Annotated in this window: 26 protein-coding genes; 12 read left to right on the forward strand and 14 right to left on the reverse strand. The window is 51.4% G+C overall.

Annotation, left to right across the window (positions count from 1 at the left end):
• Positions 1–35: 35 nt before the first annotated feature.
• Positions 36–1,406, forward strand: a complete 1,371-nt coding sequence (locus CWI69_RS04440) for an SLC13 family permease (RefSeq protein ID WP_126762244.1) — start codon at positions 36–38, stop codon at positions 1,404–1,406.
• Between the two features lie 2 nt (positions 1,407–1,408).
• Here the strand turns inward: CWI69_RS04440 and CWI69_RS04445 are convergent, their stop codons facing one another.
• From CWI69_RS04445 to CWI69_RS04460, 4 genes are read right to left on the reverse strand one after another with little or no spacing between them, the layout of a single operon-like run.
• Positions 1,409–2,764 (reverse strand): MBL fold metallo-hydrolase RNA specificity domain-containing protein, encoded by a 1,356-nt coding sequence (locus tag CWI69_RS04445; RefSeq protein ID WP_126762246.1) that lies wholly within the window; start codon positions 2,762–2,764, stop codon positions 1,409–1,411.
• 27 nt (positions 2,765–2,791) lie between these two features.
• Positions 2,792–4,258 carry a phospholipase D family protein gene (locus tag CWI69_RS04450; protein WP_126762248.1) on the reverse strand — a complete coding sequence of 489 codons (1,467 nt, stop codon included), beginning with the start codon at positions 4,256–4,258 and terminating at the stop codon, positions 2,792–2,794.
• Between the two features lie 32 nt (positions 4,259–4,290).
• Positions 4,291–5,391 (reverse strand): ferrochelatase, encoded by a 1,101-nt coding sequence (gene hemH, locus CWI69_RS04455; protein ID WP_126762249.1) that lies wholly within the window; start codon positions 5,389–5,391, stop codon positions 4,291–4,293.
• Positions 5,392–5,407: 16 nt separating this feature from the next.
• Positions 5,408–6,475, reverse strand: a complete 1,068-nt coding sequence (locus CWI69_RS04460; RefSeq protein WP_126762251.1) for an alpha/beta hydrolase — start codon at positions 6,473–6,475, stop codon at positions 5,408–5,410.
• Between the two features lie 166 nt (positions 6,476–6,641).
• Between CWI69_RS04460 and xthA the strand changes: the two genes are divergently transcribed.
• Positions 6,642–7,451: an exodeoxyribonuclease III gene (gene xthA / locus CWI69_RS04465; RefSeq protein ID WP_126762253.1), complete on the forward strand. Its 810-nt coding sequence runs from the start codon at positions 6,642–6,644 to the stop codon at positions 7,449–7,451.
• A 10-nt stretch (positions 7,452–7,461) separates the two neighbouring features.
• Here the strand turns inward: xthA and yfbV are convergent, their stop codons facing one another.
• Positions 7,462–7,875 (reverse strand): terminus macrodomain insulation protein YfbV, encoded by a 414-nt coding sequence (gene yfbV, locus CWI69_RS04470; RefSeq protein ID WP_126762255.1) that lies wholly within the window; start codon positions 7,873–7,875, stop codon positions 7,462–7,464.
• Between the two features lie 210 nt (positions 7,876–8,085).
• On the opposite strand from yfbV, the gene CWI69_RS04475 reads away from it, so the two are divergent.
• The 4 genes from CWI69_RS04475 to CWI69_RS04490 are packed head-to-tail and all read left to right on the forward strand — an operon-like array spanning position 8,086 to position 10,458.
• Positions 8,086–8,436 (forward strand): arsenate reductase, encoded by a 351-nt coding sequence (locus CWI69_RS04475; protein WP_126762257.1) that lies wholly within the window; start codon positions 8,086–8,088, stop codon positions 8,434–8,436.
• On the forward strand, positions 8,433–9,578 hold the full coding sequence (gene dapE, locus CWI69_RS04480) for a succinyl-diaminopimelate desuccinylase (RefSeq protein ID WP_126762259.1): 1,146 nt from the start codon (positions 8,433–8,435) through the stop codon (positions 9,576–9,578). Before CWI69_RS04475 ends, dapE begins: the two co-directional genes overlap by 4 nt.
• Positions 9,572–10,294: a M15 family metallopeptidase gene (locus CWI69_RS04485; protein WP_126762261.1), complete on the forward strand. Its 723-nt coding sequence runs from the start codon at positions 9,572–9,574 to the stop codon at positions 10,292–10,294. Before dapE ends, CWI69_RS04485 begins: the two co-directional genes overlap by 7 nt.
• A complete protein-coding gene (locus CWI69_RS04490; protein ID WP_126762263.1) occupies positions 10,279–10,458 on the forward strand; it encodes a DUF2897 family protein in 180 nt (59 codons plus the stop codon). Before CWI69_RS04485 ends, CWI69_RS04490 begins: the two co-directional genes overlap by 16 nt.
• On the opposite strand, the gene purC is transcribed toward CWI69_RS04490, so the two are convergent.
• From purC to dapA, 3 genes are read right to left on the reverse strand one after another with little or no spacing between them, the layout of a single operon-like run.
• On the reverse strand, positions 10,455–11,168 hold the full coding sequence (gene purC / locus CWI69_RS04495) for a phosphoribosylaminoimidazolesuccinocarboxamide synthase (RefSeq protein WP_126762265.1): 714 nt from the start codon (positions 11,166–11,168) through the stop codon (positions 10,455–10,457). The two genes, CWI69_RS04490 and purC, sit on opposite strands and share 4 nt — an antisense overlap.
• 30 nt (positions 11,169–11,198) lie before the next feature.
• Positions 11,199–12,263 carry an outer membrane protein assembly factor BamC gene (gene bamC / locus CWI69_RS04500; RefSeq protein WP_126762267.1) on the reverse strand — a complete coding sequence of 355 codons (1,065 nt, stop codon included), beginning with the start codon at positions 12,261–12,263 and terminating at the stop codon, positions 11,199–11,201.
• Positions 12,260–13,150 carry a 4-hydroxy-tetrahydrodipicolinate synthase gene (dapA, locus tag CWI69_RS04505; RefSeq protein WP_126762269.1) on the reverse strand — a complete coding sequence of 297 codons (891 nt, stop codon included), beginning with the start codon at positions 13,148–13,150 and terminating at the stop codon, positions 12,260–12,262. The genes bamC and dapA overlap by 4 nt, the downstream gene beginning before the upstream one ends.
• A 146-nt stretch (positions 13,151–13,296) precedes the next feature.
• On the opposite strand from dapA, the gene bcp reads away from it, so the two are divergent.
• Complete coding sequence (gene bcp / locus CWI69_RS04510; protein WP_126762271.1) at positions 13,297–13,767, forward strand: thioredoxin-dependent thiol peroxidase; 471 nt, start codon at positions 13,297–13,299, stop codon at positions 13,765–13,767.
• Here the strand turns inward: bcp and CWI69_RS04515 are convergent.
• Entirely contained in the window at positions 13,764–14,861 is a 1,098-nt protein-coding gene (locus tag CWI69_RS04515) for an AI-2E family transporter (protein WP_126762273.1), read from the reverse strand. The two genes, bcp and CWI69_RS04515, sit on opposite strands and share 4 nt — an antisense overlap.
• A gap of 143 nt (positions 14,862–15,004) precedes the next feature.
• Here CWI69_RS04515 and bepA point away from each other — a divergent pair, with 143 nt between their 5' ends.
• Positions 15,005–16,459 carry a beta-barrel assembly-enhancing protease gene (bepA, locus tag CWI69_RS04520; RefSeq protein WP_126762275.1) on the forward strand — a complete coding sequence of 485 codons (1,455 nt, stop codon included), beginning with the start codon at positions 15,005–15,007 and terminating at the stop codon, positions 16,457–16,459.
• Between the two features lie 8 nt (positions 16,460–16,467).
• On the opposite strand, the gene CWI69_RS04525 is transcribed toward bepA, so the two are convergent.
• Positions 16,468–16,929, reverse strand: coding sequence for a TlpA family protein disulfide reductase (locus tag CWI69_RS04525; protein ID WP_198678882.1), 462 nt, complete (start codon positions 16,927–16,929; stop codon positions 16,468–16,470).
• Between the two features lie 49 nt (positions 16,930–16,978).
• On the opposite strand from CWI69_RS04525, the gene arsC reads away from it, so the two are divergent.
• The 3 genes from arsC to CWI69_RS04540 are packed head-to-tail and all read left to right on the forward strand — an operon-like array spanning position 16,979 to position 18,305.
• Complete coding sequence (gene arsC / locus CWI69_RS04530; RefSeq protein ID WP_126762277.1) at positions 16,979–17,329, forward strand: arsenate reductase (glutaredoxin); 351 nt, start codon at positions 16,979–16,981, stop codon at positions 17,327–17,329.
• Positions 17,330–17,911 carry an NAD(P)H:quinone oxidoreductase gene (gene wrbA, locus CWI69_RS04535; RefSeq protein WP_126762279.1) on the forward strand — a complete coding sequence of 194 codons (582 nt, stop codon included), beginning with the start codon at positions 17,330–17,332 and terminating at the stop codon, positions 17,909–17,911.
• A 7-nt stretch (positions 17,912–17,918) separates the two neighbouring features.
• Positions 17,919–18,305, forward strand: a complete 387-nt coding sequence (locus CWI69_RS04540; RefSeq protein WP_126762281.1) for a DUF2069 domain-containing protein — start codon at positions 17,919–17,921, stop codon at positions 18,303–18,305.
• Here the strand turns inward: CWI69_RS04540 and hda are convergent.
• The gene (hda, locus tag CWI69_RS04545) at positions 18,302–18,997 is read right to left on the reverse strand and encodes a DnaA regulatory inactivator Hda (RefSeq protein ID WP_241971026.1); all 696 of its coding nucleotides are present in this window, start codon (positions 18,995–18,997) and stop codon (positions 18,302–18,304) included. The genes CWI69_RS04540 and hda overlap by 4 nt on opposite strands.
• Positions 18,979–20,028, reverse strand: a complete 1,050-nt coding sequence (locus tag CWI69_RS04550) for a DUF2066 domain-containing protein (RefSeq protein ID WP_126762283.1) — start codon at positions 20,026–20,028, stop codon at positions 18,979–18,981. Before CWI69_RS04550 ends, hda begins: the two co-directional genes overlap by 19 nt.
• Positions 20,029–20,197: 169 nt before the next feature.
• Here CWI69_RS04550 and CWI69_RS04555 point away from each other — a divergent pair, with 169 nt between their 5' ends.
• On the forward strand, positions 20,198–21,508 hold the full coding sequence (locus CWI69_RS04555; RefSeq protein WP_126762285.1) for an MFS transporter: 1,311 nt from the start codon (positions 20,198–20,200) through the stop codon (positions 21,506–21,508).
• Here the strand turns inward: CWI69_RS04555 and pgm are convergent.
• Together pgm and CWI69_RS04565 are read right to left on the reverse strand one after the other, a co-directional pair.
• Positions 21,505–23,142, reverse strand: coding sequence for a phosphoglucomutase (alpha-D-glucose-1,6-bisphosphate-dependent) (pgm, locus tag CWI69_RS04560; protein ID WP_126762287.1), 1,638 nt, complete (start codon positions 23,140–23,142; stop codon positions 21,505–21,507). The two genes, CWI69_RS04555 and pgm, sit on opposite strands and share 4 nt — an antisense overlap.
• Positions 23,142–23,654 carry a replication initiation regulator SeqA gene (locus tag CWI69_RS04565; protein ID WP_126762289.1) on the reverse strand — a complete coding sequence of 171 codons (513 nt, stop codon included), beginning with the start codon at positions 23,652–23,654 and terminating at the stop codon, positions 23,142–23,144. Before CWI69_RS04565 ends, pgm begins: the two co-directional genes overlap by 1 nt.
• Between the last annotated feature and the right edge of the window lie 33 nt (positions 23,655–23,687).

Raw genomic sequence — 23,687 nt, forward strand, 5'->3', positions numbered from 1 at the left:
AATCTACATTGAGTTTCAATTTAACGGGTCAGCACATGCAAAAATGGCATTTGATTTTGGCGCCGGTTGCGGCAACTGTAGTTTATTTCTTAGTTCAGGCCTGGGCCGGCTTTGCCCACCCTGCAGCCTGGACACTTGCTGTTACTGTCTGGGTTGCCTGGTGGTGGATAAGTGAAGCCCTGCCCCTGCCCGTAACCTCACTGTTGCCTTTTGTATTGCTGCCGTTGGGCGCCATTACACCGCTGAATGAAGTCTCCGCTGCACTGGGTAACCCCATCATCTGGCTCTTTATGGCGGCTTTTATGCTGGCCAAGGCTGTCGAACTTAGCGGCGTGCACCGGCGTCTGGCACTGACATTGGTGCATTACGTCGGCAACGGTCATGGTAAACGTATGATCTTTGCCTTTATGCTCGCCACCGCATTGCTGTCGATGTGGATCTCAAACACGGCGGCAGTGCTTGCCCTGTTACCCGTTGCCCTGGCGCTGGCGGATGCTTGTGACGATCAGCCGTTCCAACGGGCGTTGTTGCTTGGCCTTGCCTACTCTGCCTCAGTCGGAGGCATAGCGACACTGGTCGGCACTCCCCCGAATTTAATTTTTGCATCCGTCTACGAAACTACCACCGGCACCCCATTTTCTTTTACTGATTGGTTCGCCATTGGCTTACCTTTTGTCATCGTCAGTATTCCGCTGATGGCATGGTGGCTGTCGCGCAACGTCCGCGGAGCCATTGAGTTGAAAATCCCTACCCCGGGGGCAATGCAAAGCGCCGAAAAACGTGTACTTGTTATCTTTGGTCTGGTGGTGCTGCTATGGGTCACCCGCACCACGCCATTTGGCGGCTGGGCCGGATGGACTGGCCTTAACTACTTAGGTGATGCCAGTGTCGCTATCGCCGGCGTCATCGCGATGTTTTTAACTCACGACAAGCAGGGGCAGCCCCTGCTGACCTGGTCCGCAGCGGTAAGTATTCCATGGGGCATATTACTCTTGTTCGCCGGCGGTATTGCCCTGGCGCAAGGCTTTATCAGCAGTGGGTTAAGCGTGCGCATTGGTGACGCGCTGACGGGACTGGGCGGCTTACCGGTTTGGCTATTGGTGTTTTGTCTGACGCTGAGTGTATCCTTTCTCACCGAAGTTACCTCGAACACCGCTACGGCAACCTTGCTGATGCCTATCATGGCTGCCGCTGCAGTTGCCCTTGACCTGCCGCCGGCGTTACTGATGATTCCGGCCACAATTGCCTGTAGCACAGCCTTCTGTATGCCCGTGGCAACGCCACCGAACTCCATCGTGTTCTCGTCGGAACGCTTAACCGTCAAAACCATGGCGCGCGAGGGGGTAGTTCTGAACCTGATGTTAGCGGTCATCACCACCGCAGTGGTGATGCTTTTTGTCGCCTGAAACTAAAAGTGCAGCACTTGCCGGTAAGCGCCAATATGCACATCAAAGCTGGTGGTTTGCTTGAGATGATCAGACATTGCTTCCAGTGCATCAGGTTCACCATGCACCAGATAGATCTTAGTATCACTACGCAGGGCCGACTGCGCTAACCACTCCTGCAGTTCAACGTAATCGGCATGGCCAGAGAGTCCGTCAAGTTCACGGATCCGGGCTTTTACTGGCAACCACTGGCCGTGCAGTTTAATTCGTTCCACACCCTGTACCATTTTCGCACCACGGGTGCCGCCGGCCTGATGTCCAGTAAACAATACTGTACTACGATGATCACCCAACCAATGTTTGAAATGATGCAAGATACGGCCTCCGGTCGCCATACCGCTGCCAGCAATAATAATGTGCGGTGCCCCCTGCTCGGCAATGGCTTTGGATTCATCCACGCTGTGCGTGTAAACAATGTTTTGTTCAAGTGCTGCACACTGGCGGGCTGTCAAACGATGGTAATCGTGGTGTTCGCGATAGGTATCGGACACGCTTATCGCCATAGGACTATCTAAAAAGACTGGCAGTCGCGGAATTTTACCCTCAGCCATCATAGTGACCAGCATGTGCTGAATCAGCTGAGCACGGCCTACAGCAAAGCTTGGAATCATTAACACACCGCCAGCCGCTGCTGTTTCATTCACCACATCAGCAAACTGCTGCCAGGGATCATCGTCGCCATGGCGGCGATCACCATAGGTCGATTCCAGTAACAGGTAATCGACTTCCGGCAACGGTCGTGGCGGTTTCATAAGAATATCATTGGAGCGACCTACGTCACCACTGAAGCCAATCCGAATGCCCTGATGCTCAGCAATGACACTAGCGGCCCCCAGAATGTGTCCGCTGGGCTGCAAAGTGAAACTGATATCGCCCACCTGAAAGGTTTTATCGTACTCAATGCCGTGCATTAAACGTAACGCTGCGTCGGCGGTGGCTTCATCGTACAACGGCTGCGGCTGCGCATGGCGGCTCAGGTTATGCTTTTTATAAAATTTGGCGTCTTCTTCCTGAATGCGGCCACTATCGGGCCACAAAATCTGACATAGGCCGACGGTGCCGTAATGCGAGTAAACCCGCCCACGAAAATCATGTTTGTAGAGTACCGGCACAAAACCTGAATGATCCAGATGAGCATGGGTAAGAACGATGGCGTCGACTTCGTTAATGCCTAAGGGTAAAGGCTGCCAATTACGTTCCCGCAGCCACTTATAGCCCTGAAACAAACCACAGTCGATAAGCACCCGGGTGGTATCGGTTTCTAATAAGTACTTTGAACCGGTTACGGTTTCACTGCCGCCAAGAAAGGTTAATCGCATAGTTGCACTCCTGCATTGAGCTAAGCCTCAAAGTAATCGTTCTATCGGCAAGCGTTCGAGAATTCTTACCGCCAGACGACGCCAAATCGATGCCCCCGGTTCCGAATGGTAATAGGTACGTTCGTCACCCAAACGCTCGACCCAAACTACTTTATTCTTGATCAAGCGTAGTTGATAGGCGTAATGCGGCAAAGTTTTCACGATGGCTTGTTCCAGCTGCGCGGCAAGTTCACGACTGTGCATCACAAAGCCAAGTTCGGTATTAATCGCCGCTGAGCGCGGGTCAAAGTTCAACGAACCCACAAACACGCGCGCCAGGTCGACCATTAACGTCTTGGCATGCAAGCTTGAAGCCGAGCTACCGAAGCGTTCCTTACCTTTCAAACGTTGCCGGCGCTCTTTTCGTTGTTGCTTGCGGGCCAGTGGCGAGATACGTTGCAGCTCGAATAGCTGAATGCCATTACGTAGCAGTCTGTGCCGCCATTTAGCATACCCCGCATGCACCACCGCAACATCGGTGGCCGCCAGCGAGTTGGTCAAAATAACAACTTGTACCCCACGCCTTGCCATGGCAATCAATTCGGTCACTCCAGCCTGAGTAGGAACAAAATAGGGTGAGACCAGAGTGACATGCGACTTAGGGTCGCCAATCGCCTGTTGCAACTGATGCGGGACCATTTGTTGTGGCTTCGCGCGGCCCATGGTTTTCTCAGGAGAATCACTTACCAGCTGAGTGCGCGACCAGTAGATATCCAGTTCCTGTCGTTGCAGTTGCTGCATGAAAGGCAGTTCTTCGATGGCTTTCATGTACGCTTGCGCCTGTGGGAGTTCCTTATAACGGGCGGCGGTTGCCCGTAGCATGGATAAATCCTGTGGTTTAGTGAGGGTAAAAAGTTTCTGCAAAGGTACCGCTGACTCGCATTGCCAATAACGTTCAAAATCTTTTTCCACATCATCGACAATAGGACCAATTAGCAAAGCATCAAGATCCGCAAACAATAGCTCGCTGGTCGCGCCAAAATACTCATCACCAATATTGCGGCCGCCGCTGATCACCACCTGACCATCAACCACAAAACATTTGTTGTGCATACGTCGATTGACCCGGCGAAAATCAAACAGGTAGTTCAGAAATCGTGGGCGTCTCAGCTTCAGCGGGTTAAACAAACGAACTTCGATGTTTTCGTGTTGGTGTAAGCCAATTAAAGTTGCATCTAGGCCGGCAGTGTTGTGGTCATCGAGTAACAGGCGGACCTTCACGCCGCGCTCAGCGGCTTCATGCAAGGCTTCGAAGAGTATGGTGCCGGTCATGTCATGACGCCAGATGTAGTACTGAATATCTAAGCTGTATTCAGCCTGACGGGCAAATAGCACGCGAGCGGCAAAAGCTTCTCGGGCATCAACCAGGGGAACAGCACCACTTTCCCCCTGATGTTCTGCCACCAATGGTTCAATCGCTTTTGCCAGTCGTCCTTGTGCATTTACATCTGTCACTTACAGGACAGCTCCTCTGTTCTATGTGGTTATCAATCTTGATTGGTGAGCTTACCGTAGTTTCGCTCACGTGCTGCAGCGCGTTGTTCCCGTTCTTCGTCACCAGCGCCTATGGCCCAGCCCTGCAATTCTCTTTTTACCAATGCGGTAAGTGCTGCAATGTGGGGTTCGCTGGCATTGAGTGCCGGAATATAGGCGTAATGCTCACCGCCGGCTTGCTCAAAATACTCGCGATTTTCCTCGCCAATTTCTTCAATGGTCTCCAGGCAGTCGGCACTGAAGCCCGGGCAGAATACCTGCACATTCTTAACGCCCAGATCCGGTAATGCTTTGAGGGTTTCATCGGTATAGGGCTGCAACCATTCCTCACGACCAAAGCGTGACTGAAAGGTTGTTAGATAATCATCTTTGCCTAACTCTAGCTGTTCTGCGATTAAACGCGATGTTTTGTGACATTCACAGTGATAAGGATCACCTTTTAACAGGTAGTTTTTTGGCACCCCATGATAAGAAAAAATCAGTTTTTGCGGACGTCCATGCTGCTGCCAAAACGCTTTAATCTGTTGCACACAGGCATCAATATACCCCGCGTCGTCATGATAATGACTGATAAAGCGCAAATCTGGTAACCAGCGGCGTTGCAGGAAGTCCCGCGCCAGTGCATCAAAGGTCGACCCTGAGGTAGCGCCGGAGTATTGCGGATACAGTGGTAGCAACACCAATTTACGCACACCGGAACTTAACATTTCATCAAGCACGCTGGCCATGCCAGGGGAGCCATAGCGCATCGCAAAGCGCACCACCACATCGTCGCCGTAGTCCTTTGCTAATGAAGCCTGCAACTCTTTGGCCTGGGCTTCCGTATGAAACATCAGCGGTGACCCCTGCTCGGTCCACACAGTTTTATAAGCAGCTGCAGAACGGCGTGGCCGAATTCGTAAAATAACGCCGTTGAGAATTAACCACCATAGCACCCGCGGCACTTCAACCACTCTCGGATCCGACAGAAATTCCTTCAGATAGCGGCGTAGCGACGGGGTATCCGGTGCATCAGGTGTACCGAGATTGGTAATGAGAACGCCCACTTTATCTTTCTGTGCGTGGGAGAATCCTGCGTAACCGCGATAATTCATGCCTTACCTCAAAATGTTAGGTCCAGAGTTCAACTTTGTCGCGGATCTTGTCCGTGGCAACCCACTCATGGAATTGGTCGGCCATCCATTTCCCTTGTTCAACCGCCTGGTGCCAGTACTTGATGCGAGCATCAGCATCGAGCTTAGCAAAGTCAGTGCGGTCCGGGATTTTACCGAATGGTAGTGCATCAATGAATTCTTGGGTTGGGGTTAAAAGGATCACATTTGGCCATTGGCTGCCGGTCGTTCGACGTTTTTTTATACGCTTATCGAACCAGCCCGGAATAACTTCATGGTGGAAGTGCGGGTAAAGCACCAAGCCATCGACGCCACTAAAGTCGAGATCAAAGTGGTAATCGGTGACCCCGCCGTCGCGATAAATACCGGCCGGAGCGCCCGGGATATCGCGCACTCCTTCCAATACCAAAGGAATAGAGCCGGTTGCCAGCAGTGCTTGCTTAAAGTTTGCGGTGGATAATTGCGCGTAGCGCGTCGGTATATCGTTCCAATGCTCGGTAAATGTCGCAGGCGATGCCGGATGGTGAAAAATCACCCGTTCATAAAACTTACCTAACCACTTACGTTTAACGGAGTTCGCTGCCGCCGAGGTGAGCAGACCTAAAATCTGGCGCTTGCCTTCGATTGCTGTCATGCCGCGACAGCGGGCGACGATCCAGTGATGGCGAAAACGATCCTGACTCAGGATTTCATCTACCGCCCGGTCCGGTATATACTCGGCCAAAAGCTTCCTGGCTTCATCGGTGATTTCCAGTACATCAGGTTTGGCACTGTACGTCTGAGTGCTGTACAGACGGCAAAACAGTTCACTGGCGGCAACGGGATCCTGTTGGCCTAAAGCAGCGAAACGCCAGGCGCCGGCTGAGGTACCGAGTAAGTCCAGATGCCCCTGCCGCGCGGCAAAAAACTCACCGAACAAATAACGATCCAGCCCTTGTAGCACAAACCATTTCGGCCCGCCTGAAGCGCCGACCAGCAGTTGCACTGCATCTTCAGTTAAACCCTGTTCCTTAATCTGCAACCACGCACTTTTGCCGGCACGTAACTGCAACCAATCGGTTGCCATCGCCACTTGTCTCCATTGGATTATTATTCTTTGTTGTTATGCGAGCTTTAGTATACCCAAAAATACAGCTTCACTACACCCTGACTGTCGCACCTGTTCAGGGCTTCTGGTATGCTTTATGCACGCCCAGATTCACTAGCCTAACGACCACGGGAAACACCTTTTTATGAAAGTTATTTCGTTTAATATCAATGGCATTCGCGCCCGACTACATCAACTACAAGCGCTCATTGAAAAGCACCAACCCGACGTCATCGGCTTGCAGGAAACTAAAGTCCATGATGACCAGTTTCCTCTGGCGGATGTCGAGGCGCTCGGTTATCACGTCATCTATCATGGCCAGAAAGGCCATTATGGTGTGGCACTGCTGAGCAAGCAGCCATTGGAGAATCCGCAGTTTGGCTTTCCAACTGATGAAGATGACGCGCAGCGGCGTATGATCATGGGTGATTTTGTTACCGCCGACGGTAAACGGGTCAGAATTCTTAATGGCTACTTCCCGCAAGGCGAGAGCCGCGATCACCCGCTGAAATTCCCGGCAAAAGAGAAGTTTTATGCCGATCTGATGCACTATTTGGAAAGTGAACTGGATCCCGGGCAGCCCGTGGTGGTCATGGGTGACGTCAACATCTCCCATCAGGATTGTGATATCGGTATCGGTGCAGATAACGCCAAGCGCTGGTTACGTACCGGCAAATGCAGCTTCCTGCCAGAAGAGCGCGATTGGCTGAACACGCTGCTTAACTGGGGGCTGGTGGATACCTATCGCCTTAAACATCCCGAAATAACCGACCAGTTTAGCTGGTTTGATTACCGTTCACGCGGCTTTGACGACAATCGAGGTCTGCGTATTGACCTGATTCTGGCAACGGAAACGCTCGCGGCTCATTTGACTGACTCTGGTATCGATTATGCGCTGCGAGGCATCGAAAAACCGTCGGATCATGCACCAATCTGGAGTGAGTTTAAGCTCTGATGTTGCTAAATTAGTGCTCGTCAGGGGGAAGCTCTTTTAATGCCTTGCGCAACAGCCGTGCCAGGTCCATACGTGTGGGCTTGCTGCGCGGCTGCACACTCAATTTCTGCGCCAGTTCCAGGTACCAGTGCTTTAACCTTGCATCGAGCGGGCTCAGAGCACGCCGTCCCAACCAGAACCAACCCTGAATAGGCAATGACAGCAAAAACAACGAGCTGACCACTGCCTGCGGCATAAGAGTTTCTCCCAGCCACTGCCATTGCACCAGAAAATTCACCACCGCCGCCCCCGGCATCCACTGTGCGGCAAATTTTACAGCCGGCACCACCCGCGTTTCAGTCATAGCAGCAACCACCGCATGGTGAGGCCAGATTGCCGCGTATTTTTGACCACTTTGCAATACTTGCCAGATCGAGTGGGACATGAAAATTCCTTTGAATTTAACTTGACAGATCAGCTTTCAACCAACTTGGTTAACTTTCAAACAAGCCGTTATTTCCATATATTTCAGAAGCTTAACGAGTTCAGACCAGCTAACCCACAGAGTTATCCACACAAACTGTGGAGAATCCACAGTGCTTTTGTCACAATGCTACGATGCTTGTTTCTTTCCTGATAATAGACAGAGAACACTATGACCGTAACTGTTTTTGGTATTCCAAATTGCGATACTGTGCGCAAAGCCCGTCGCTTTCTTGATGACAACGCTATTGATTATGACTTCCACGATGTGCGCGAGCAACCATTGCCGCTGGAAACCCTGCAAACCTGGCTCAAACAGGTTGACCGAAATACTCTGATCAACAAGCGCAGCACCAGCTGGCGCGAGCTTTCTGACGCTGAAAAAGAATTGCTGGACGATGCGATTGCGATCCAGCTGTTGCAACGTTTCCCTACCTTAATGAAGCGACCCGTTTTGCTGCAACAGGACAAGTTGCTGGTCGGCTTCAAGTCCGCTGAATGGCAACAGGCGTTCGGTTTATGAGCTATGACGCAGCGGCAGAAGATATTCTGAAACTTGCTGAACAACTTATCGCCCGTCCCTCGGTAACACCTGAGGATGCCGGCTGCCAAACCCTGCTTGGTGAGCGCCTGGCGACGCTGGGCTTCGCATTAGAGCCGATGGTGTTTGCCGATACCACCAACCTTTGGGCACGAAGGGGGCATTCAGGTCCGCTCTTTTGCTTCGCCGGGCATACTGATGTTGTCCCTGCTGGCGCTGAACATGCGTGGCGTTTTCCGCCGTTTACTCCAACCCGGGATAACGGCTATCTATTTGGCCGCGGCGCCGCTGATATGAAAGGCAGCCTGGCAGCGATGCTGGTTGCCACCGAGCGCTTCGTTAAACGTAATCCGCAGCACAATGGCAGTATTGCTTTTCTCATTACCAGCGATGAAGAAGGTCCATTTATCAACGGTACGCCAAAGGTCATCGAAACGCTCGAGGCGCGCAACGAGAAAATAGACTGGTGTCTGGTCGGGGAACCATCGAGTACTACCCGGGTCGGTGATGTCGTAAAAAACGGCCGCCGCGGTTCCTTATCTGGCGAATTGACAGTATTCGGAATCCAGGGCCATGTGGCCTACCCTCATCTGGCCGAAAATCCGGTTCACAATGCCGCACCCGCGCTCGCCGTGCTGGCGACTACAGAATGGGACTCCGGCAATGCTGCGTTTCCCCCGACCAGTTTCCAGATCTCTAACGTCCACGCCGGGACAGGCGCCGGCAACGTCATCCCGGGCGAATTCAAAGTCAGTTTCAATTTCCGCTATAGCACCGAAAGTACGGCTGAACATCTGAAAGAGCGAGTTATCGCTATTTTGGATGCGCACCAGCTCGATTATGCACTAGACTGGAAACTTAACGGTGAGCCCTTTCTTACCGCCGAGGGTGACCTGGTCACTGCTACCGCCACGGCCATCAAACAGGTAACGGGCACAGCGCCCCAACTCTCCACTGCCGGTGGCACCTCAGATGGTCGTTTCATTGCCCCAACGGGGGCGCAAGTGATCGAGCTGGGGCCAGTAAATGCTACCATTCATAAAGTAAACGAATGTGTTGCCATGGACGACTTAGTACAACTTACCGATATGTATGAGGCTATTTTGGAGCAATTACTATGCTAACGGTGCAACAGCTGACCGGACAGACCGACAGTCACGTTGTCTGCAATGAAATTTGTCGTCCTTCTGTGCGCCTGCAGGCGCCTGTATTTGCGGCCTACTCGGCTATGCACAGCGCCGCAGCTGAGGCCGGCCTGGCCTTAGGTATAGCTTCAGGATTTCGCGATTTTGATCGGCAACTGGCCATCTGGAATCGTAAGTTTAGTGGTGCTGCGCCGCTGTACACCATTGACGGCGCACAACTGGATTACAGTAGTTTAGCGGTGGGAGAAATTGTTGAAGCGATCATGACCTGGTCAGCGCTGCCCGGCGCCAGTCGCCATCACTGGGGTACAGACCTCGACGTATACGATCCCCGGCCTTTTGCTGCTGGTGAGCAAACTCTGCAACTGGTTCCAGAAGAATACGACGAAGGCGGCCCCTGCCATGAACTCGCACTCTGGCTGCAACGTCATGCTCAGGACTTTGGCTTCTTTTTCCCCTATCGACAGTATCGTGGCGGTGTCGCCGCTGAACCCTGGCATTTGAGCTACCGTAATCTTGCGGCTCTGGCACAGGAACAGCTGAGCCTTGAGGTATTACAACAGGCCCTGAGCGATGCCGACCTTGCCGGCAAAGAATACGTACTGGCGTGTTTACAGGAGTTAAAAGAGCGTTATGTCGATACTATCTGCGGTGCAAATGCTGAAGAGGAGGATAACGGATGGGTTTTTGGTTAATTCTGGCGTTAGTTTTCGGGGTGGTGATTGGCAACCTGATGCTGCTTAAGCATACGGCGAAAATGAAAATGCCGTCGCTTAAGCAACGGCATTCGGAGGATTCCACTAAAGCGGATACCGATAAAAAAGATAGCGATAAAAAAGATACCGACAAAGAAGATTAAAGCGCAACACCTAAGCGCTGTGCGACTTCTTCATAGGCCTCTACGACGCCGCCTAACCCTTGGCGGAAGCGATCTTTATCAAGCTTCTTGCGGGTTTCTTTGTCCCACAAGCGACAGCCATCCGGGCTGAATTCATCGCCCAGTACAATGTTGCCATCCGCATCGACACCAAATTCGAGTTTAAAGTCGACCAGTAACATACCTGCGTCGTCGAAGAGCTTCTTCAATACATCGTTCACTTTAAAGGTTAGCGTCTTCATTTGCGCCAATTGCTCGGCACTTGCCCAACCAAAGGCTACCGCGTGGGTTTCATTGATCATCGGATCGTGCAAGGCATCGTTCTTCAGAAACAGCTCAAAGGTTGCAGGGCTAAGCTCTAGCCCTTCCTCGACGCCTAAGCGTCGTACCAGACTGCCGGCGGCATAATTACGTACCACACACTCAACTGGAATCATCTGCAAGCGCTTAACCAGCGTTTCCGTTTCACTCAACACCTGGTCAATCTGTGTTGCCACCCCGGCAGCTTCAAGCTTCTCCATAATAAAATTATTGAATTTATTATTGATCATGCCTTTACGTTCCAGCTGCTCAACTTTCTCACCATCAAAAGCTGAGGTGTCATTACGGAAATGCAAAATCAAACGCTCCGGGTCATCTGTTGTGTAAACCGTTTTGGCCTTACCACGATAGAGTTCAGTACGTTTTTCCATGAGCAGCAGATTCTCCAGCTTGATCAGAAGTTACAGCGCGCTACGCCGACGAATTTCAGCAGCAATTGGACCATACAGGCGGTCTATATCTGCTGCGGTTAAAGGTTGTCCATCATCATTCAGGATCGTAATTGTGGTCGCGTCATCATCACCTTTGACATTAACCTGGTAGTCACCGTCTGGCAGATCAAGCTGACCTTTATTACGCGAATTCCAGAACGCCAGGCTAAACCCGGAGTCATTCAGATAAGTGGTGTAGTACATACCAGCACTTTGATTCAAATCGTTAATTTCAAAACCAAGATTCTCTAATACTTCAGCCATTAGTGGCCACGCGGCATCAAAACCTATATCCATTGTGTAAGCTGGGAAACCTTCATCGTTAAAGGTCGGCTCAACGGTCACCACCGAGGCTTCTTCTGCGGCTTTAAAGATGTCTTGCTGACGCACAGCGATTTCATTAATCATGCTGTTTAACAGTTGCGCTTCAGCATTGGTATCCGGCACACCTGATGGCAGCACCCCACGGCCCGGGCCTGACTCCTGTTTATCAATCATATTGACTGCAAGGGTCACCAGACGTCGATGATCGGGAACATCAAGTAACACTTCGTAGCGGCGTTCAACCAGAACTTCCAGCTCATCTTCGCCAACTTCAAGTCGTTCACCCACCCAATCCGTGGTTAAACGTTGCTGTTCAACTTCTTCAACAATATTAATATCTTTACGCGCCAGCGTGTCTTTCACTTCTTCCCAGGTAAAGGCTGGTAAATCATCCATACCTTCAAGTTCAGAAAAATCCACCGCTGTCACGCCCACGCGATCACTCGGACGACTGCCGGCCGCCGTGGCACGTACTAGCACCGGAGAAATTACATTAATGCGCTTACCCACCGCACCGTCCACCTGAACGTCCGGCACCACAAATCTATTGGTCGGTTGCGGTACCTGTTTACCAGGCGCCGCAGTAATAGGCTCAACTAACTCTTTGTTGGTGTAATCAAAGCTGCCTTCCGCTTGTTCGCGAGGAGTGAAGCTACATGCCGAGATTGCCAGTGAGGTAAAACATAAGATTGCAATATGAGAAAATTTCATTCGTGCTCCGCGCTTATTAATCCAGCTTGTTTTAATGTTTGTTCGATGTGTTGTTGTTGCGGAAGTTCCGGAGCCGTCATCGGCAACCGGTAATTCGGTGCAAGTTTGCCCATACAGCCTAATGCCCATTTCACCGGGATCGGGTTGGCCTGCACAAACATTGCTGCGTGGACTGACTGCATCTGTGCATCGATTTCTCGCGCCCGCTCAGCATTACCAGCGCAAGCTGCGGTAACCATTTCTTTCATCTGTGCTGGCATCACGTTGGCGGTGACACTAATCACGCCATTGCCGCCAGCTAACATAAACTCACAACCCGTAGGGTCGTCACCACTTAATAAAATAAAGTTACTGCCGCAGCGGGTGCGCAATTCGGCCACTCTATCCACATCACCCGTCGCTTCTTTAATACCGACGATATTTGGAATTTCAGCCAATTCAGCAACCTGTTCAGGCTTTAGATCAGCGCCAGTGCGGCCAGGTACGTTATAAAGCAATTGCGGCAAGTCGCTGGCACTGCAACAGGCACGATAGTGCTCAAGCAGGCCACGCATCGATGGTTTGTTGTAATAAGGGTTAACGTTCAGGTAGCCAGCGAGTGGCAGATGCGCCATACGCTCGGTAAGGTAGACAGCTTCTGCGGTGGCGTTAGAACCATTGCCCGCAATCACCCGAATCCGTCCCGCCGCAAGTTCACAGACAGCGCTAACCACCATAATGTGTTCATCATGGCTCATGGTTGGTGATTCGCCGGTGGTTCCCATCGCTACAATGGCATCCGTACCCTGCTCAACATGCCAGTTGACGAGCTCTTCCAAAGCACCGTAATCAACGTTGCCCTGCTCCGTAAAAGGCGTCACCAACGCAACAATACTACCTGTTAACATTACTGCTCCTGATCTTTTTTAAGGCGACAATGGTACTTTTGTACGGCTACAAAGACAAGGGGTGAGCCCTTTGCGTTGCGCAATTTGTTTGCTTAAGATAAGCGCCATGACTCACCTCTTCTACCTGCAACCTTACAAGGATAATTATGAATACGTTAAAAGTTGGAGATAAAGCACCCCAGTTTACGCTAAGTGATGCCAATGAACAGCAGGTCGCGCTGAATGAATTATTAAAACAAGGCAAAGTTCTGGTTTATTTCTACCCTAAAGCCATGACGCCGGGCTGCACTGTGCAAGCCCAGCAATTACGGGACCATCAGGCCGAGCTGGCCGAACATAATGTCATCACTGTAGGAATTAGCCCTGACGCTCCTAAGCGATTAGCCAAGTTTACTGAGCGTGATGAACTCAACTTCACCCTGCTTAGTGATGAAGATCATGCGGTAGCTGAAGCTTTCGGGGTTTGGGGTCTGAAAAAGTTCATGGGCCGTGAATACGATGGTATTCATCGCATTAGTTTTCTCATTAACCAGGACGGCACTATTGCTGAGGTCTTTGATAAATTTAAGACCAAAGACCACCATCAGGTGGTCCTTGATACCTTAAGCGACAGTTAATCTGCCGCGGATGACGCCGGTTTCTTCTCGATCTGAGGGGAAATCGGCTCATTACTCGACAAGGCTGTAATCACTGCTTTCACCAGACTCGCCAGCGGGATGGCGAAAAACACGCCCCAGAAGCCCCAAAACCCGCCAAAAATTAACACCGCTGCGATAATGTACACTGGGTTGAGACTGACAGCCTCGGAGAACAACAGCGGCACCAACACATTGCCATCTAACGCCTGAATAACTAAGTACGTGATCAGCACGTAGGCCAACATTGGGCTCCAGCCAAACTGGAACAACGCGACCAATGCTACTGGCAAGGTCACCACCGCAGCACCAATATACGGAATCAATACCGACAAGCCGACCAATACCGCCAGCAACGCTGCATAGCGCAAATCGAAAAGTGCAAAAGCGATGTAGGTAACGCCACCGACAATAACAACTTCAATAGCCTTGCCGCGGATGTAATTCATGATTTGCAGGTTCATTTCATCGCTGACCTGCGAAATTAAACGCCGATTCGCGGGTAATGAACGGCTTAAATGGCCGAGCAGTTCACGCTTATCTTTTAGCATAAAAAACACCAATAACGGCACCACAATCAGGTAAATAAGCAACGCCATAATACCGATGATACGGCTCAGCGACTGGCTGATAAGGGTTTCGCCAAACGCCATCACCCGTTGATTCAGATTATCCATAACCTGGTGGATATTCATTTCACTGATATATCCGGGGAACAGCTCAGGTAAACGGTTCAGCAGCTTGCGAACTTCGCTGAACATTTCCGGCAATTCGGCTATCAGGGTAATACTTTGCTGCCAGATGACAGGCACCAAAAATAGTATGAGCAACACATTAAGGGCAATAAACAGGGTAAATACCACCACCACCGAGATCAGGTGACTCAGCCCCATACTTTGCAAGCGTTGTACCGGCCAGTCCAGCAGATAAGCAAGGGCGACGGCGACCAGAATAGGCGCCAGTAGGTTTCCAAAAAAGACAATAAGCAAAAAGAGTACTGCGATTAACAGGAATAACGTAATCGCGTCTGGGTCAGAGAACTTGCGTTTGTACCAGACCTTCAAATAGTCCCACATTCCGCGGTCATCTCCATACTTAAGGGTTGCTGAACGACATGATAGCCGTGTTACTGCAGATTATACAATTTAAACTATTCAAATGTGGGAACCTTTTACCTATAGTGAACTCTATCAAGATGCCGTAGCTGCTAGGTAAATTTATGTTGTATTCGTTGTTGTCGCGTATTGCGGCCCTGTCCATCGGTTTGCTGTTCGCATTTTCAGCCGCAACTGCCGCTGCTCAACAAACCCGTTTGCCCGATATCGGTACTGCCGGTGGCAGTGTCATGTCGATTGATCGCGAACTTGCCGTTGGCGATATGTACATGCGGCAAATCCGCGCCTCCGCGCCTATCGTTGGCGATCCCGTCCTGAATGCTTACTTGCATGATATCGGCACGCGACTGGTGCGTAACACCAATGACGTCAAATTCCCGTTTAAATTTTTCTGGGTCAATCAGGACCAAATCAATGCGTTTGCGTTTTTTGGTGGTCATGTAGGCGTCAATACCGGGCTGATCGCTGAAACCCGTAATGAGTCAGAGCTGGCTTCGGTACTGGCGCACGAAATCGCCCACGTCTCCCAGCGCCACATTGTGCGGAATATGGATGCTATGGAGCGCAGCGGCCCTACCGCAATCGCCACCATGTTGGGCTCGATCCTGCTTGGCATCGTCAATCCTGAACTCGGTATGGCGGCAATTTCCGCAAGTATGGCCGGCATGCAGCAGCGCAGTATCAATTACACCCGGTTATTTGAACAGGAAGCCGATCGTATCGGTATAACCATTCTTGCTGAAACCGGATTCGACCCTATGGGCGCACCGGATTTTTTCGGGCGGCTGGCTGAGAAATACCGTTATGCCAGTAAGCTCCCGGAAATGTTGCTGACCCACCCGTTAAGTGAGTCACGCATTGCGGACACGCGGGTTCGCGCCGAACGCTTGCGGCAGAATATGCAGTTGCAACGCGACGAGCTTTCCTTCTGGTTGGCAAAATACCGGGTGCTGGTGCGCCATATTGGCCGCTACAACGCAACTGCTGCGCGCAACGATATGAATGATCCGAATCCAACAATTGCCACCGCTGCACGCTATGGGCTTGCCATTGCCCTACTCGATTCCAATCAGCCGCAAGCTGCGGCCGAAGCCCTTGCTCCGCTGCTTGAAAAGGATCCTTACAACACCTTTTATGTCGACGTGCAAACAGATATTTTTCTGGCACAAAAGCGTTTTGATGAAGCACTTGAGATGCTGCAACAAGCCTACCAGCGGATGCCCAACGAGCGCACCATTACCATCAACTTTGCCAATGCTGCAATGCAGGCTGGCAAGCTTGATTTAGCCATAGATTTATTGCGTGATTATCTGATTCGCGAAGACAAAAATGTGGTCGCCATGTCACTGCTCGTCGACGCTTACCGTCAACGTGGCGATACCAGTGCGATGCATGAAGCGCGGGCCGAATTGCTGGCCCTACATGGCCAGTTTGATCAGGCGATTGATAGTCTGCACCGCGCCCATCGTGATAGCTCAAGTACCCTTGAACAACGCCGGTTACAGGCGCGGATTGAACAGCTTATGGCGGCAAAACGCCAACTCGAAAACCTCGGTTAAACCGGGTTTTAGTGCTGGATACCGATAGCGCGTAACAGACTAGCCTCGGTTTGCTCACCTAACAACGGACCTTTTACGTCACCGCTGGGTGTCACCACATAGGTTGCTGGCAACATGCCAGGTGTGGGAAAAGGTAAATTTGCCGGTGGTTGATTAAGGATCAACGGGAATTCAATCGCATACTCATCGCGCAGCGCTGCCAGTTGCTCATTGTTCAAACCATCAAAACTAACACCGAACAACTTGGCCGAGGCACCATGCTCCGCGTAAAACTCATTTAACTCGGGTAGTTCGCGCAAACAAGGCGCACACCATTCGGCGAAGTAATTTACGATGACGTAATCGCCCTCTAACTCCTGCCAGCGATACTGCTCGCCCTGATTGGTATGAAAGTCTGCAGCAGGGGCACATGCACTTACCAAAGTTGCCATAAGCAACACGCGAAACACGGACAAAAATCGACAACACATACTGATTCCCTTATGCTATCTGTCTATTGAGACTCTGAAGGAACTTAGCATGTCTGAAGTTAGCATTTATCACAACCCTCGTTGCTCGAAAAGCCGCCAAACGCTGGCTTTACTGGAAGAACAAGGCATTCAGCCAAGAGTCATTGAATACCTGAAAGAATCCCTTACTGCCGATGATATTAAGGACCTGCTAAGTAAACTCGGTTTTATGTCAGCCCGCGAACTTATCCGTTCCAAAGAAGAAGCCTATAACGAATTACAGCTAAAGGACGAACACGACGAAGATCGACTGATCGATGCTATGCTGCAGCACCGGAAACTCATCGAACGTCCGATCGTAGTGAAAGGGTCACAAGCGCGACTGGGCCGGCCACCTGAAGCAGTGTTGGAGATCCTCTAAGTGAGTGTCAGCTGTAACATCATCATTTTGTACTACAGCCGTAATGGCAGTACGCAACAGCTTGCTGATGCTATCGCCAATGGTGTGCGAAAAGCCGGTGCTGAACCCATACTGCGAACGGTTAGCAGCGACGATGCCGCGGCCAGTGCCCGCGATCTGGTACTCACCAGCGATGAACTGGCGCAATGTGATGGTTTAGTGCTTGGTAGTCCGACCCGGTTTGGCCACATGTACAGTGGCTTGCAGCAGTTCTGGGAACAAACTTCGAAAGAATGGTTACGCGGCGCGCTGGTGGATAAACCTGCAGCGGCCTTTACCTCCAGCAGCTCAATGCACGGCGGGCAGGAAAGCACCTTACTATCGATGATCGTGCCCTTATTACATCACGGCATGATGGTACTGGGTCTGCCCTACACCGAGCCGGAATTGCAACAAACCACTGCGGGCGGAACTCCCTATGGGGCGTCTCATGTTGAGCACGCCGCCGGCTCCCGCTTAAGCAAGCATGAGCTTGCTCTGGCCGAACAACTCGGCAAGCGCGTTGCTAAAACCGCTTTACGTCTATCTGAACACGAGGAATAAATCAACTATGAGCGCAGCGATTGCCCGTTACCGTTGGCTGGCACTGGTTAGCTATTTTGCCCTGTTTATCTGTGTGGTGATCTGGCAATTCGGCACTGCATACAGTGAGCAGTCGGCACTATTCCGTGGCCTGTTCTATGTTCTACCCTTGCTCTTCCCCATGTATGGTATTGCCCGGGGTAAACCGTACACCCATGCCTGGGCTAACTTTATTCTGATGTGGTATTTCCTGCACAGCCTGACCATGCTTTACATTGCCCCTGAACAACGGCTGTGGGCGGTAACGGAACTCGTGCTGACAACTCTGGCATTCGCCGGTTGCACCTTGTACGCACGCCATCAGGGCCGCGCGCTTGGGCTGGGCCTGAAAAAGTTAAAAGACGAAAAAAATTAAATCGCCAGAACCGCTTTAACAAATGGGATGGTCAGTTTACGTTGCGCCGCGATTGAAGCTTTATCAAGGCGCTGCAGACAGTCAATTAAGCTGACCAGATCACGTCCCAATCGCTGCACCATGAAAAGTGCGGTGTCTGACCGTAACTCAAGTCCCATAGCCCGCGCACGAACCTGCAAAGCACGGACCTTGTCCGCATCATCGAGTGCGTGAACCTGCACCACCACCCCCCAGCTTAACCGTGACTGCACGTCCGGATATGCGGCGGTCAGCTGCGCCGGTGAACAGCTGGCGGTGACCAACACGCGGCCCGCCTGCGCATCTCGCACCCGATTTAGTAAGGCAAAAAGCTCAAAACACCAGGTTTCATCGTCAACCACAGCATCGATATCATCCAGGCAAAGCCAGGGGTAAAGCTCCAATCCGCGCAGTACTTGCGCGGAAACCGTATCACGCAACTCGGCCAGCGGCAGGTACATCACTTGTTGTTGCGCAGCGGCGCAAGTGGCATGCAGTAAATGACTCTTGCCAACGCCCCGGCGCCCCCATAAGTAGACCAGCGGCTGCGAGCCTGTACGCGCCAGATTCACGGCTTCGTCATTAGGTCCAGTGACCAGGGTTGCGAAAGTTTCATTTGCCGGAAGCTGCACATTTAGCGGTAACTGCTGCAACGTCATTGCGTCGTCACCCACCTGAACTCAGCACCGTTATCGGTATCCAGCGGTTGCAGTCGCTTACTCAAATCAATGGCCTGACGAATGCGTGCCGGATCGGCCTGCATGGTCAGCTCAAAACGTGCGGAGTGGTTACCGTAGCCAATCAGTTGCACATCGATAATCGCTGGAAAATTCGACAGTAATTGTTCGGCGGCAATAGTGCTTTCCAGACTGATTAAGTTATGAATGGTGAGTTCCCAGCGCTTGATAACATCGGATTGGCTGCCGATACGATAGCGTTGCGCCAGCTCTTCCGTGACCGCGCTGATAACTTTGGCGCCCAGCTCACTTTTGTCCATCGCTGTGACTTCGCCACTCCAGCGCAATTCGCCGAAATTGAGCGTCCAGTCGGCCATCCACTTATCGCTCACATCTGCACCAGGTTCGGTCTGGTATACCCGGGCGACAATAACCCCATCAGGCGTATAGCGGGCGCTGGCGAACGTTATGGTATCCATGAATCGTGCCCAGACATCAATCACTGAAACTGTCATGGTGTCATTTAAATCAAGTAATGGCAGTTGTATCGGTAAACCACGGCGGCGTGCTGCATTGCGTAACTGCTGAACGATAATGGCTTCGCTGTCTGCGGCCATAAGTTTACGCGTGAGATCCTGCTCTTCGACCACCAGCCAGACCAATAACTTGGGTCGCATGGTACTCCAGATCCCAGAGTCAGCCTGTTGGATCAAACGATCCACCTGGGGTTGGTCAAACTGCGCCCATAACCACAATTGCTCGTCTTGCTGATAACCATACTGCACAACCAGATCACGCACGTCTCGCAAGGCTGCAGTGACCGCAGGATGTTGCAACACAGAACTATCACCAGTCAGTTTCAGTAAAGTGGCCTGCAAAGCATCCTGCAACGCACTATCACGTTCACTGGCGGCCTGACTGTTTACCTGCACCCGGTGTTGATAAAGTTCAGTCACTTCTTCCGCTGCCTGAGCAGGCAGCAAACAGGCCGAAATGGCTAACCAAAAGATTATAATAAGTCGCTGCATAACTGCCTCAATTCCTCATTCTTTGCACATCATAAACAGCCCCGGAGATACGAGCAAGTAACAAGCTGTGGATAACCTTCCGGCGTTTCCGAAAACTATCATCCGTGCTACAATTTTGCCGAATTTCAAGCTGCCACGCTTTAACCCAACGAACCAAGGACATGACGTCATGCTAAAACAACAGCTACGCGCCATTAGCTCACTTCTTAGCAGTATCACGCTGATCGGTATCTGTGTAGGCATGACCAGTACGCTTCTTAGTCTGCGCGCCACCATCGAAGACTTTGGAACCCTGACGACCGGTATTATCATGTCGGCGTATTTCATTGGTTTCCTGTTTGGTACCACGCGGGCTTCCAAAGATATTCGCAGGGTCGGTTATATTCGTGCTTTTGGTGGCCTTGCTGCATTAGCCGCAGCGTCAATTCTGATTCAGGCCATCTGGATTGATCCTGTTGTCTGGTTCGTCATGCGCTTTATCACCGGTTTTGCTATCTCGGCCATTTTTGTCATTGTTGAGAGTTGGTTAAATACCATGGCCGACAATAAAAACCGAGGCACTTTACTCTCCGTTTACTTAGTACTCATATACGCCGGTCTGGTGGTTGGCCAACTGCTACTCGGCGTGGCTGACCCTGCTGGTTTCATGGCCTTTGCTCTGGTCGCACTGCTAATCAACCTGGCCCTGATCCCGATTTTGATCAGTGTAACGGTCGAGCCGACCACGCATGAGCCAAAGAAAGTGCCGATTCGCAGCCTGTTTAAACTGGTACCGTTGGGCATAGTTAACGCCTTTATTATGCAGGCCTGTTACTCCATGTTTTACGGTATCGGGCCTATGTACGCACTCTATATAGGCTTGAGTATCGCCGAAGTCTCACTGTTTATGGCTTCGTTCATTCTCGGTGGTATGCTGGCACAGGCGCCTATAGGCTTACTTTCAGATCGCTTCGACCGCCGTATTATCATGGCTGCCTGCGCGGGCCTGGGCGCTGTTATGGCGCTGATCCTATCGCAGCTTGGCGCTTCGCTGGTTTGGCTGATTTATCTTTGCGTCGCCCTATTTGGCGCTTGTGTCATGCCACTCTACTCGCTTGGCATGGCACATACCAACGATTATCTTGAGAAGGATCAGATGATTGGCGCGACCAGTGCCATTATCAAAGTCGGCGGTATAGGCTCGATTATCGGTGCACCGGCGGTCGCTGCGCTGATGCAATTTGGTGCCGTTGACTATTTCTTCCTGTTGATTATGGTACTGACCATTATTGTCTGTCTGTATTCCTTGTACCGTGTCACTCGCCGCGCTCGAGCCGAAGACCAGCTTACCAGTAGCTATGCCATGCTGGGGCCATCACAGACATCAGATGAGTTGTTGACGACCCTGGTTGACGAGCATGAATATCAGGTTGAACAAGCAGCTACGGAAGCCACCGAAGAAACTGACAGTGAAGAGCCAAAAAGTAGCTCGCCGGGTTAGGCGAGCCACTCATGTACCAGTGCTTGTGCTTCTTCAGCAAGCTGGGTTAAATGCTCCTCGCTGACAAAACTCTCACAGTACACCTTATAGATCGGTTCGGTACCTGACGGGCGAGCGGCGAACCAGCCGTTCGCAGTAGTGACTTTAATGCCGCCAATGATGGCATCGTTACCTGGGGCTTTGGTCACCATATCCACGACTGCGTCGCCAGCAAGCTCGGTAAGTTTCAGCTTATAAGCGCGAAGGCCGGCAAACCCTTTGTTCATGTCAGCACTGGAGGCAACGTCCAGCCGCCGGTAATAACTGGTACCGTGCTCCGCGCAGAGCTGCTGATAATAATCAGCCAAATCTTTACCTGTTACCGCAACAATCTCCGCCGCCAGTAATGCCAGAATGATACCGTCTTTATCGGTACTCCAGGGCTGCCCCTGTCGATCCAGAAAAGTTGCACCAGCACTTTCTTCCCCGGCAAAAGCAATAGTTCCATCCGCCAAACCAGGCGCGAACCATTTAAAGCCGACGGGCATCTCTAACAACTTGCGCCCATGTTTGGCAACTACGCGATCAATAAGTGCACTGGAGACCAGCGTTTTGCCAATCGCCAGATGCTCGCTCCACTTGCGCGTACCACACAGATAATCAATAGCAATGGCCAGATAATGGTTAGGATTCAGCAAACCTTGTTTCGGACTGACAATCCCATGACGGTCGTAATCAGGATCATTGCCCACGGCAACGGCATAGTTGTCTTTCATTTGCAGCAGGCTCGCCATCGCCTGGGGTGATGAGCAATCCATCCGGATCTTGCCGTCTTTATCAAGACTCATAAAACGAAAACTTGCGTCAACCTCATCATTGTAGACATCAATGTCGAGATCATAGCGCTGCGCAATCAGCTGCCAGTAACTCGCCCCGGCGCCACCCATTGCGTCAACACCAATGCGCAATCCGGCTTTGCTGATCGCTTCAAGGTCTATGACTTGCTCCAGCTCATCGATGTACTGGCGACGCCAATCCACTTGCTTGAGCAGCTCACTGTGGCGCGCTTCGGCGTAACTTACTGCATTGACGCCCATCAGCTGTGAGGAGAGCAACGCATTGGCATACTTTTCAATAACCCGCGTGGCATCACTGCCTGCCGGGCCGCCGTGCGGCGGATTGTATTTGAAGCCGCCGTCCGTCGGCGGATTATGTGATGGGGTAATGACTACACCATCAGCAAGACCACTGGTGCGTCCCTGGTTGTAACGCAAAATACCATGGCTAATGACGGGTGTTGGCGTGTAACCATCATCACTTTGAATATGCACTTCAATGCCGTTGCCAATAAAAACTTCCAGCGCGGTCATGTACGCGGCTTCAGACAATGCATGCGTGTCACGGCCTAACAATAACGGGCCGGTGATCCCCTGCTCTTCACGATAAGCAACCAATGCTTGGCTGATAGCCAATATATGGGCTTCGTTAAAGGAATGATCGAGGGAACAGCCTCGATGACCTGAGGTGCCAAATTTCACTTTTTGCGCCGGCTGCCGCGGATCAACTTCATTTACAAAGTAGGCGCTGACCAGTTGTGCAATATTGGTTAAGTCTTGCGCTAACGCCGGTTGTCCGGCACGAGGGTGTAATGCCATTAAAGGAAGTCCCTTATTTTTTCGGCTTCTGCCTGGTTATACCCTAGTTCGAGCGCCACCTGGTTAAGCATCGATTTTTTGCGGGTGGTGTTGTTATTGGTGACCACGTAAAAATCAGAATCAGGAATTTGTTTCGGATTAGTGCTGGTACCACTGGCTTCCAATTCTGCCGCGCTACGGGAAAAATACTGGCGATCACGACCACTTATCTGCAGTACTTTCGGGAACATTTGCCGATGGCATTTATGCAGCATCGCTAAAATGTACAAAAATCGGGCGACCACACTACGTTGACCGGCGAGGTCAGCACTGGTCATACTGTCAAAAATTGTACGCCCGTGCGCTTTTTCTGCTACTGGAGGTTCAACCACTGGCGCACCGTCTGCCCGCTTATCACTTTGATCTAAGCCGAGCAGGCGGCGTAAGATAGATGAAGCACTTTCGCCAATATGCTGAGTGTGGCTGGCGATATGACGATAGATGTCGTCATCAATTTCAATCCGTTTAGTCATGCGCTGTTCACTTCTTTTGGGTTTATAGCTGAC

The sequence above is a fragment of the Pseudidiomarina halophila genome (assembly GCF_003987215.1).
GTDB classification, from domain to species: Bacteria; Pseudomonadota; Gammaproteobacteria; order Enterobacterales; family Alteromonadaceae; genus Pseudidiomarina; species Pseudidiomarina halophila.

What these genes read in the sequence shown, in the direction of transcription:
- CWI69_RS04440 (WP_126762244.1), top strand. Translation starts at nt 36, where the DNA reads ATGCAAAAATGGCATTTGATTTTGGCGCCGGTTGCGGCAACTGTAGTT.
- CWI69_RS04445 (WP_126762246.1), bottom strand. Translation starts at nt 2,764, where the DNA reads ATGCGATTAACCTTTCTTGGCGGCAGTGAAACCGTAACCGGTTCAAAG.
- hemH (WP_126762249.1), bottom strand. Translation starts at nt 5,391, where the DNA reads ATGAATTATCGCGGTTACGCAGGATTCTCCCACGCACAGAAAGATAAA.
- CWI69_RS04460 (WP_126762251.1), bottom strand. Translation starts at nt 6,475, where the DNA reads ATGGCAACCGATTGGTTGCAGTTACGTGCCGGCAAAAGTGCGTGGTTG.
- xthA (WP_126762253.1), top strand. Translation starts at nt 6,642, where the DNA reads ATGAAAGTTATTTCGTTTAATATCAATGGCATTCGCGCCCGACTACAT.
- yfbV (WP_126762255.1), bottom strand. Translation starts at nt 7,875, where the DNA reads ATGTCCCACTCGATCTGGCAAGTATTGCAAAGTGGTCAAAAATACGCG.
- CWI69_RS04475 (WP_126762257.1), top strand. Translation starts at nt 8,086, where the DNA reads ATGACCGTAACTGTTTTTGGTATTCCAAATTGCGATACTGTGCGCAAA.
- dapE (WP_126762259.1), top strand. Translation starts at nt 8,433, where the DNA reads ATGAGCTATGACGCAGCGGCAGAAGATATTCTGAAACTTGCTGAACAA.
- CWI69_RS04485 (WP_126762261.1), top strand. Translation starts at nt 9,572, where the DNA reads ATGCTAACGGTGCAACAGCTGACCGGACAGACCGACAGTCACGTTGTC.
- CWI69_RS04490 (WP_126762263.1), top strand. Translation starts at nt 10,279, where the DNA reads ATGGGTTTTTGGTTAATTCTGGCGTTAGTTTTCGGGGTGGTGATTGGC.
- purC (WP_126762265.1), bottom strand. Translation starts at nt 11,168, where the DNA reads ATGGAAAAACGTACTGAACTCTATCGTGGTAAGGCCAAAACGGTTTAC.
- bamC (WP_126762267.1), bottom strand. Translation starts at nt 12,263, where the DNA reads ATGAAATTTTCTCATATTGCAATCTTATGTTTTACCTCACTGGCAATC.
- dapA (WP_126762269.1), bottom strand. Translation starts at nt 13,150, where the DNA reads ATGTTAACAGGTAGTATTGTTGCGTTGGTGACGCCTTTTACGGAGCAG.
- bcp (WP_126762271.1), top strand. Translation starts at nt 13,297, where the DNA reads ATGAATACGTTAAAAGTTGGAGATAAAGCACCCCAGTTTACGCTAAGT.
- CWI69_RS04515 (WP_126762273.1), bottom strand. Translation starts at nt 14,861, where the DNA reads ATGTGGGACTATTTGAAGGTCTGGTACAAACGCAAGTTCTCTGACCCA.
- bepA (WP_126762275.1), top strand. Translation starts at nt 15,005, where the DNA reads ATGTTGTATTCGTTGTTGTCGCGTATTGCGGCCCTGTCCATCGGTTTG.
- CWI69_RS04525 (WP_198678882.1), bottom strand. Translation starts at nt 16,929, where the DNA reads ATGTGTTGTCGATTTTTGTCCGTGTTTCGCGTGTTGCTTATGGCAACT.
- arsC (WP_126762277.1), top strand. Translation starts at nt 16,979, where the DNA reads ATGTCTGAAGTTAGCATTTATCACAACCCTCGTTGCTCGAAAAGCCGC.
- CWI69_RS04540 (WP_126762281.1), top strand. Translation starts at nt 17,919, where the DNA reads ATGAGCGCAGCGATTGCCCGTTACCGTTGGCTGGCACTGGTTAGCTAT.
- CWI69_RS04550 (WP_126762283.1), bottom strand. Translation starts at nt 20,028, where the DNA reads ATGCAGCGACTTATTATAATCTTTTGGTTAGCCATTTCGGCCTGTTTG.
- CWI69_RS04555 (WP_126762285.1), top strand. Translation starts at nt 20,198, where the DNA reads ATGCTAAAACAACAGCTACGCGCCATTAGCTCACTTCTTAGCAGTATC.
- pgm (WP_126762287.1), bottom strand. Translation starts at nt 23,142, where the DNA reads ATGGCATTACACCCTCGTGCCGGACAACCGGCGTTAGCGCAAGACTTA.
- CWI69_RS04565 (WP_126762289.1), bottom strand. Translation starts at nt 23,654, where the DNA reads ATGACTAAACGGATTGAAATTGATGACGACATCTATCGTCATATCGCC.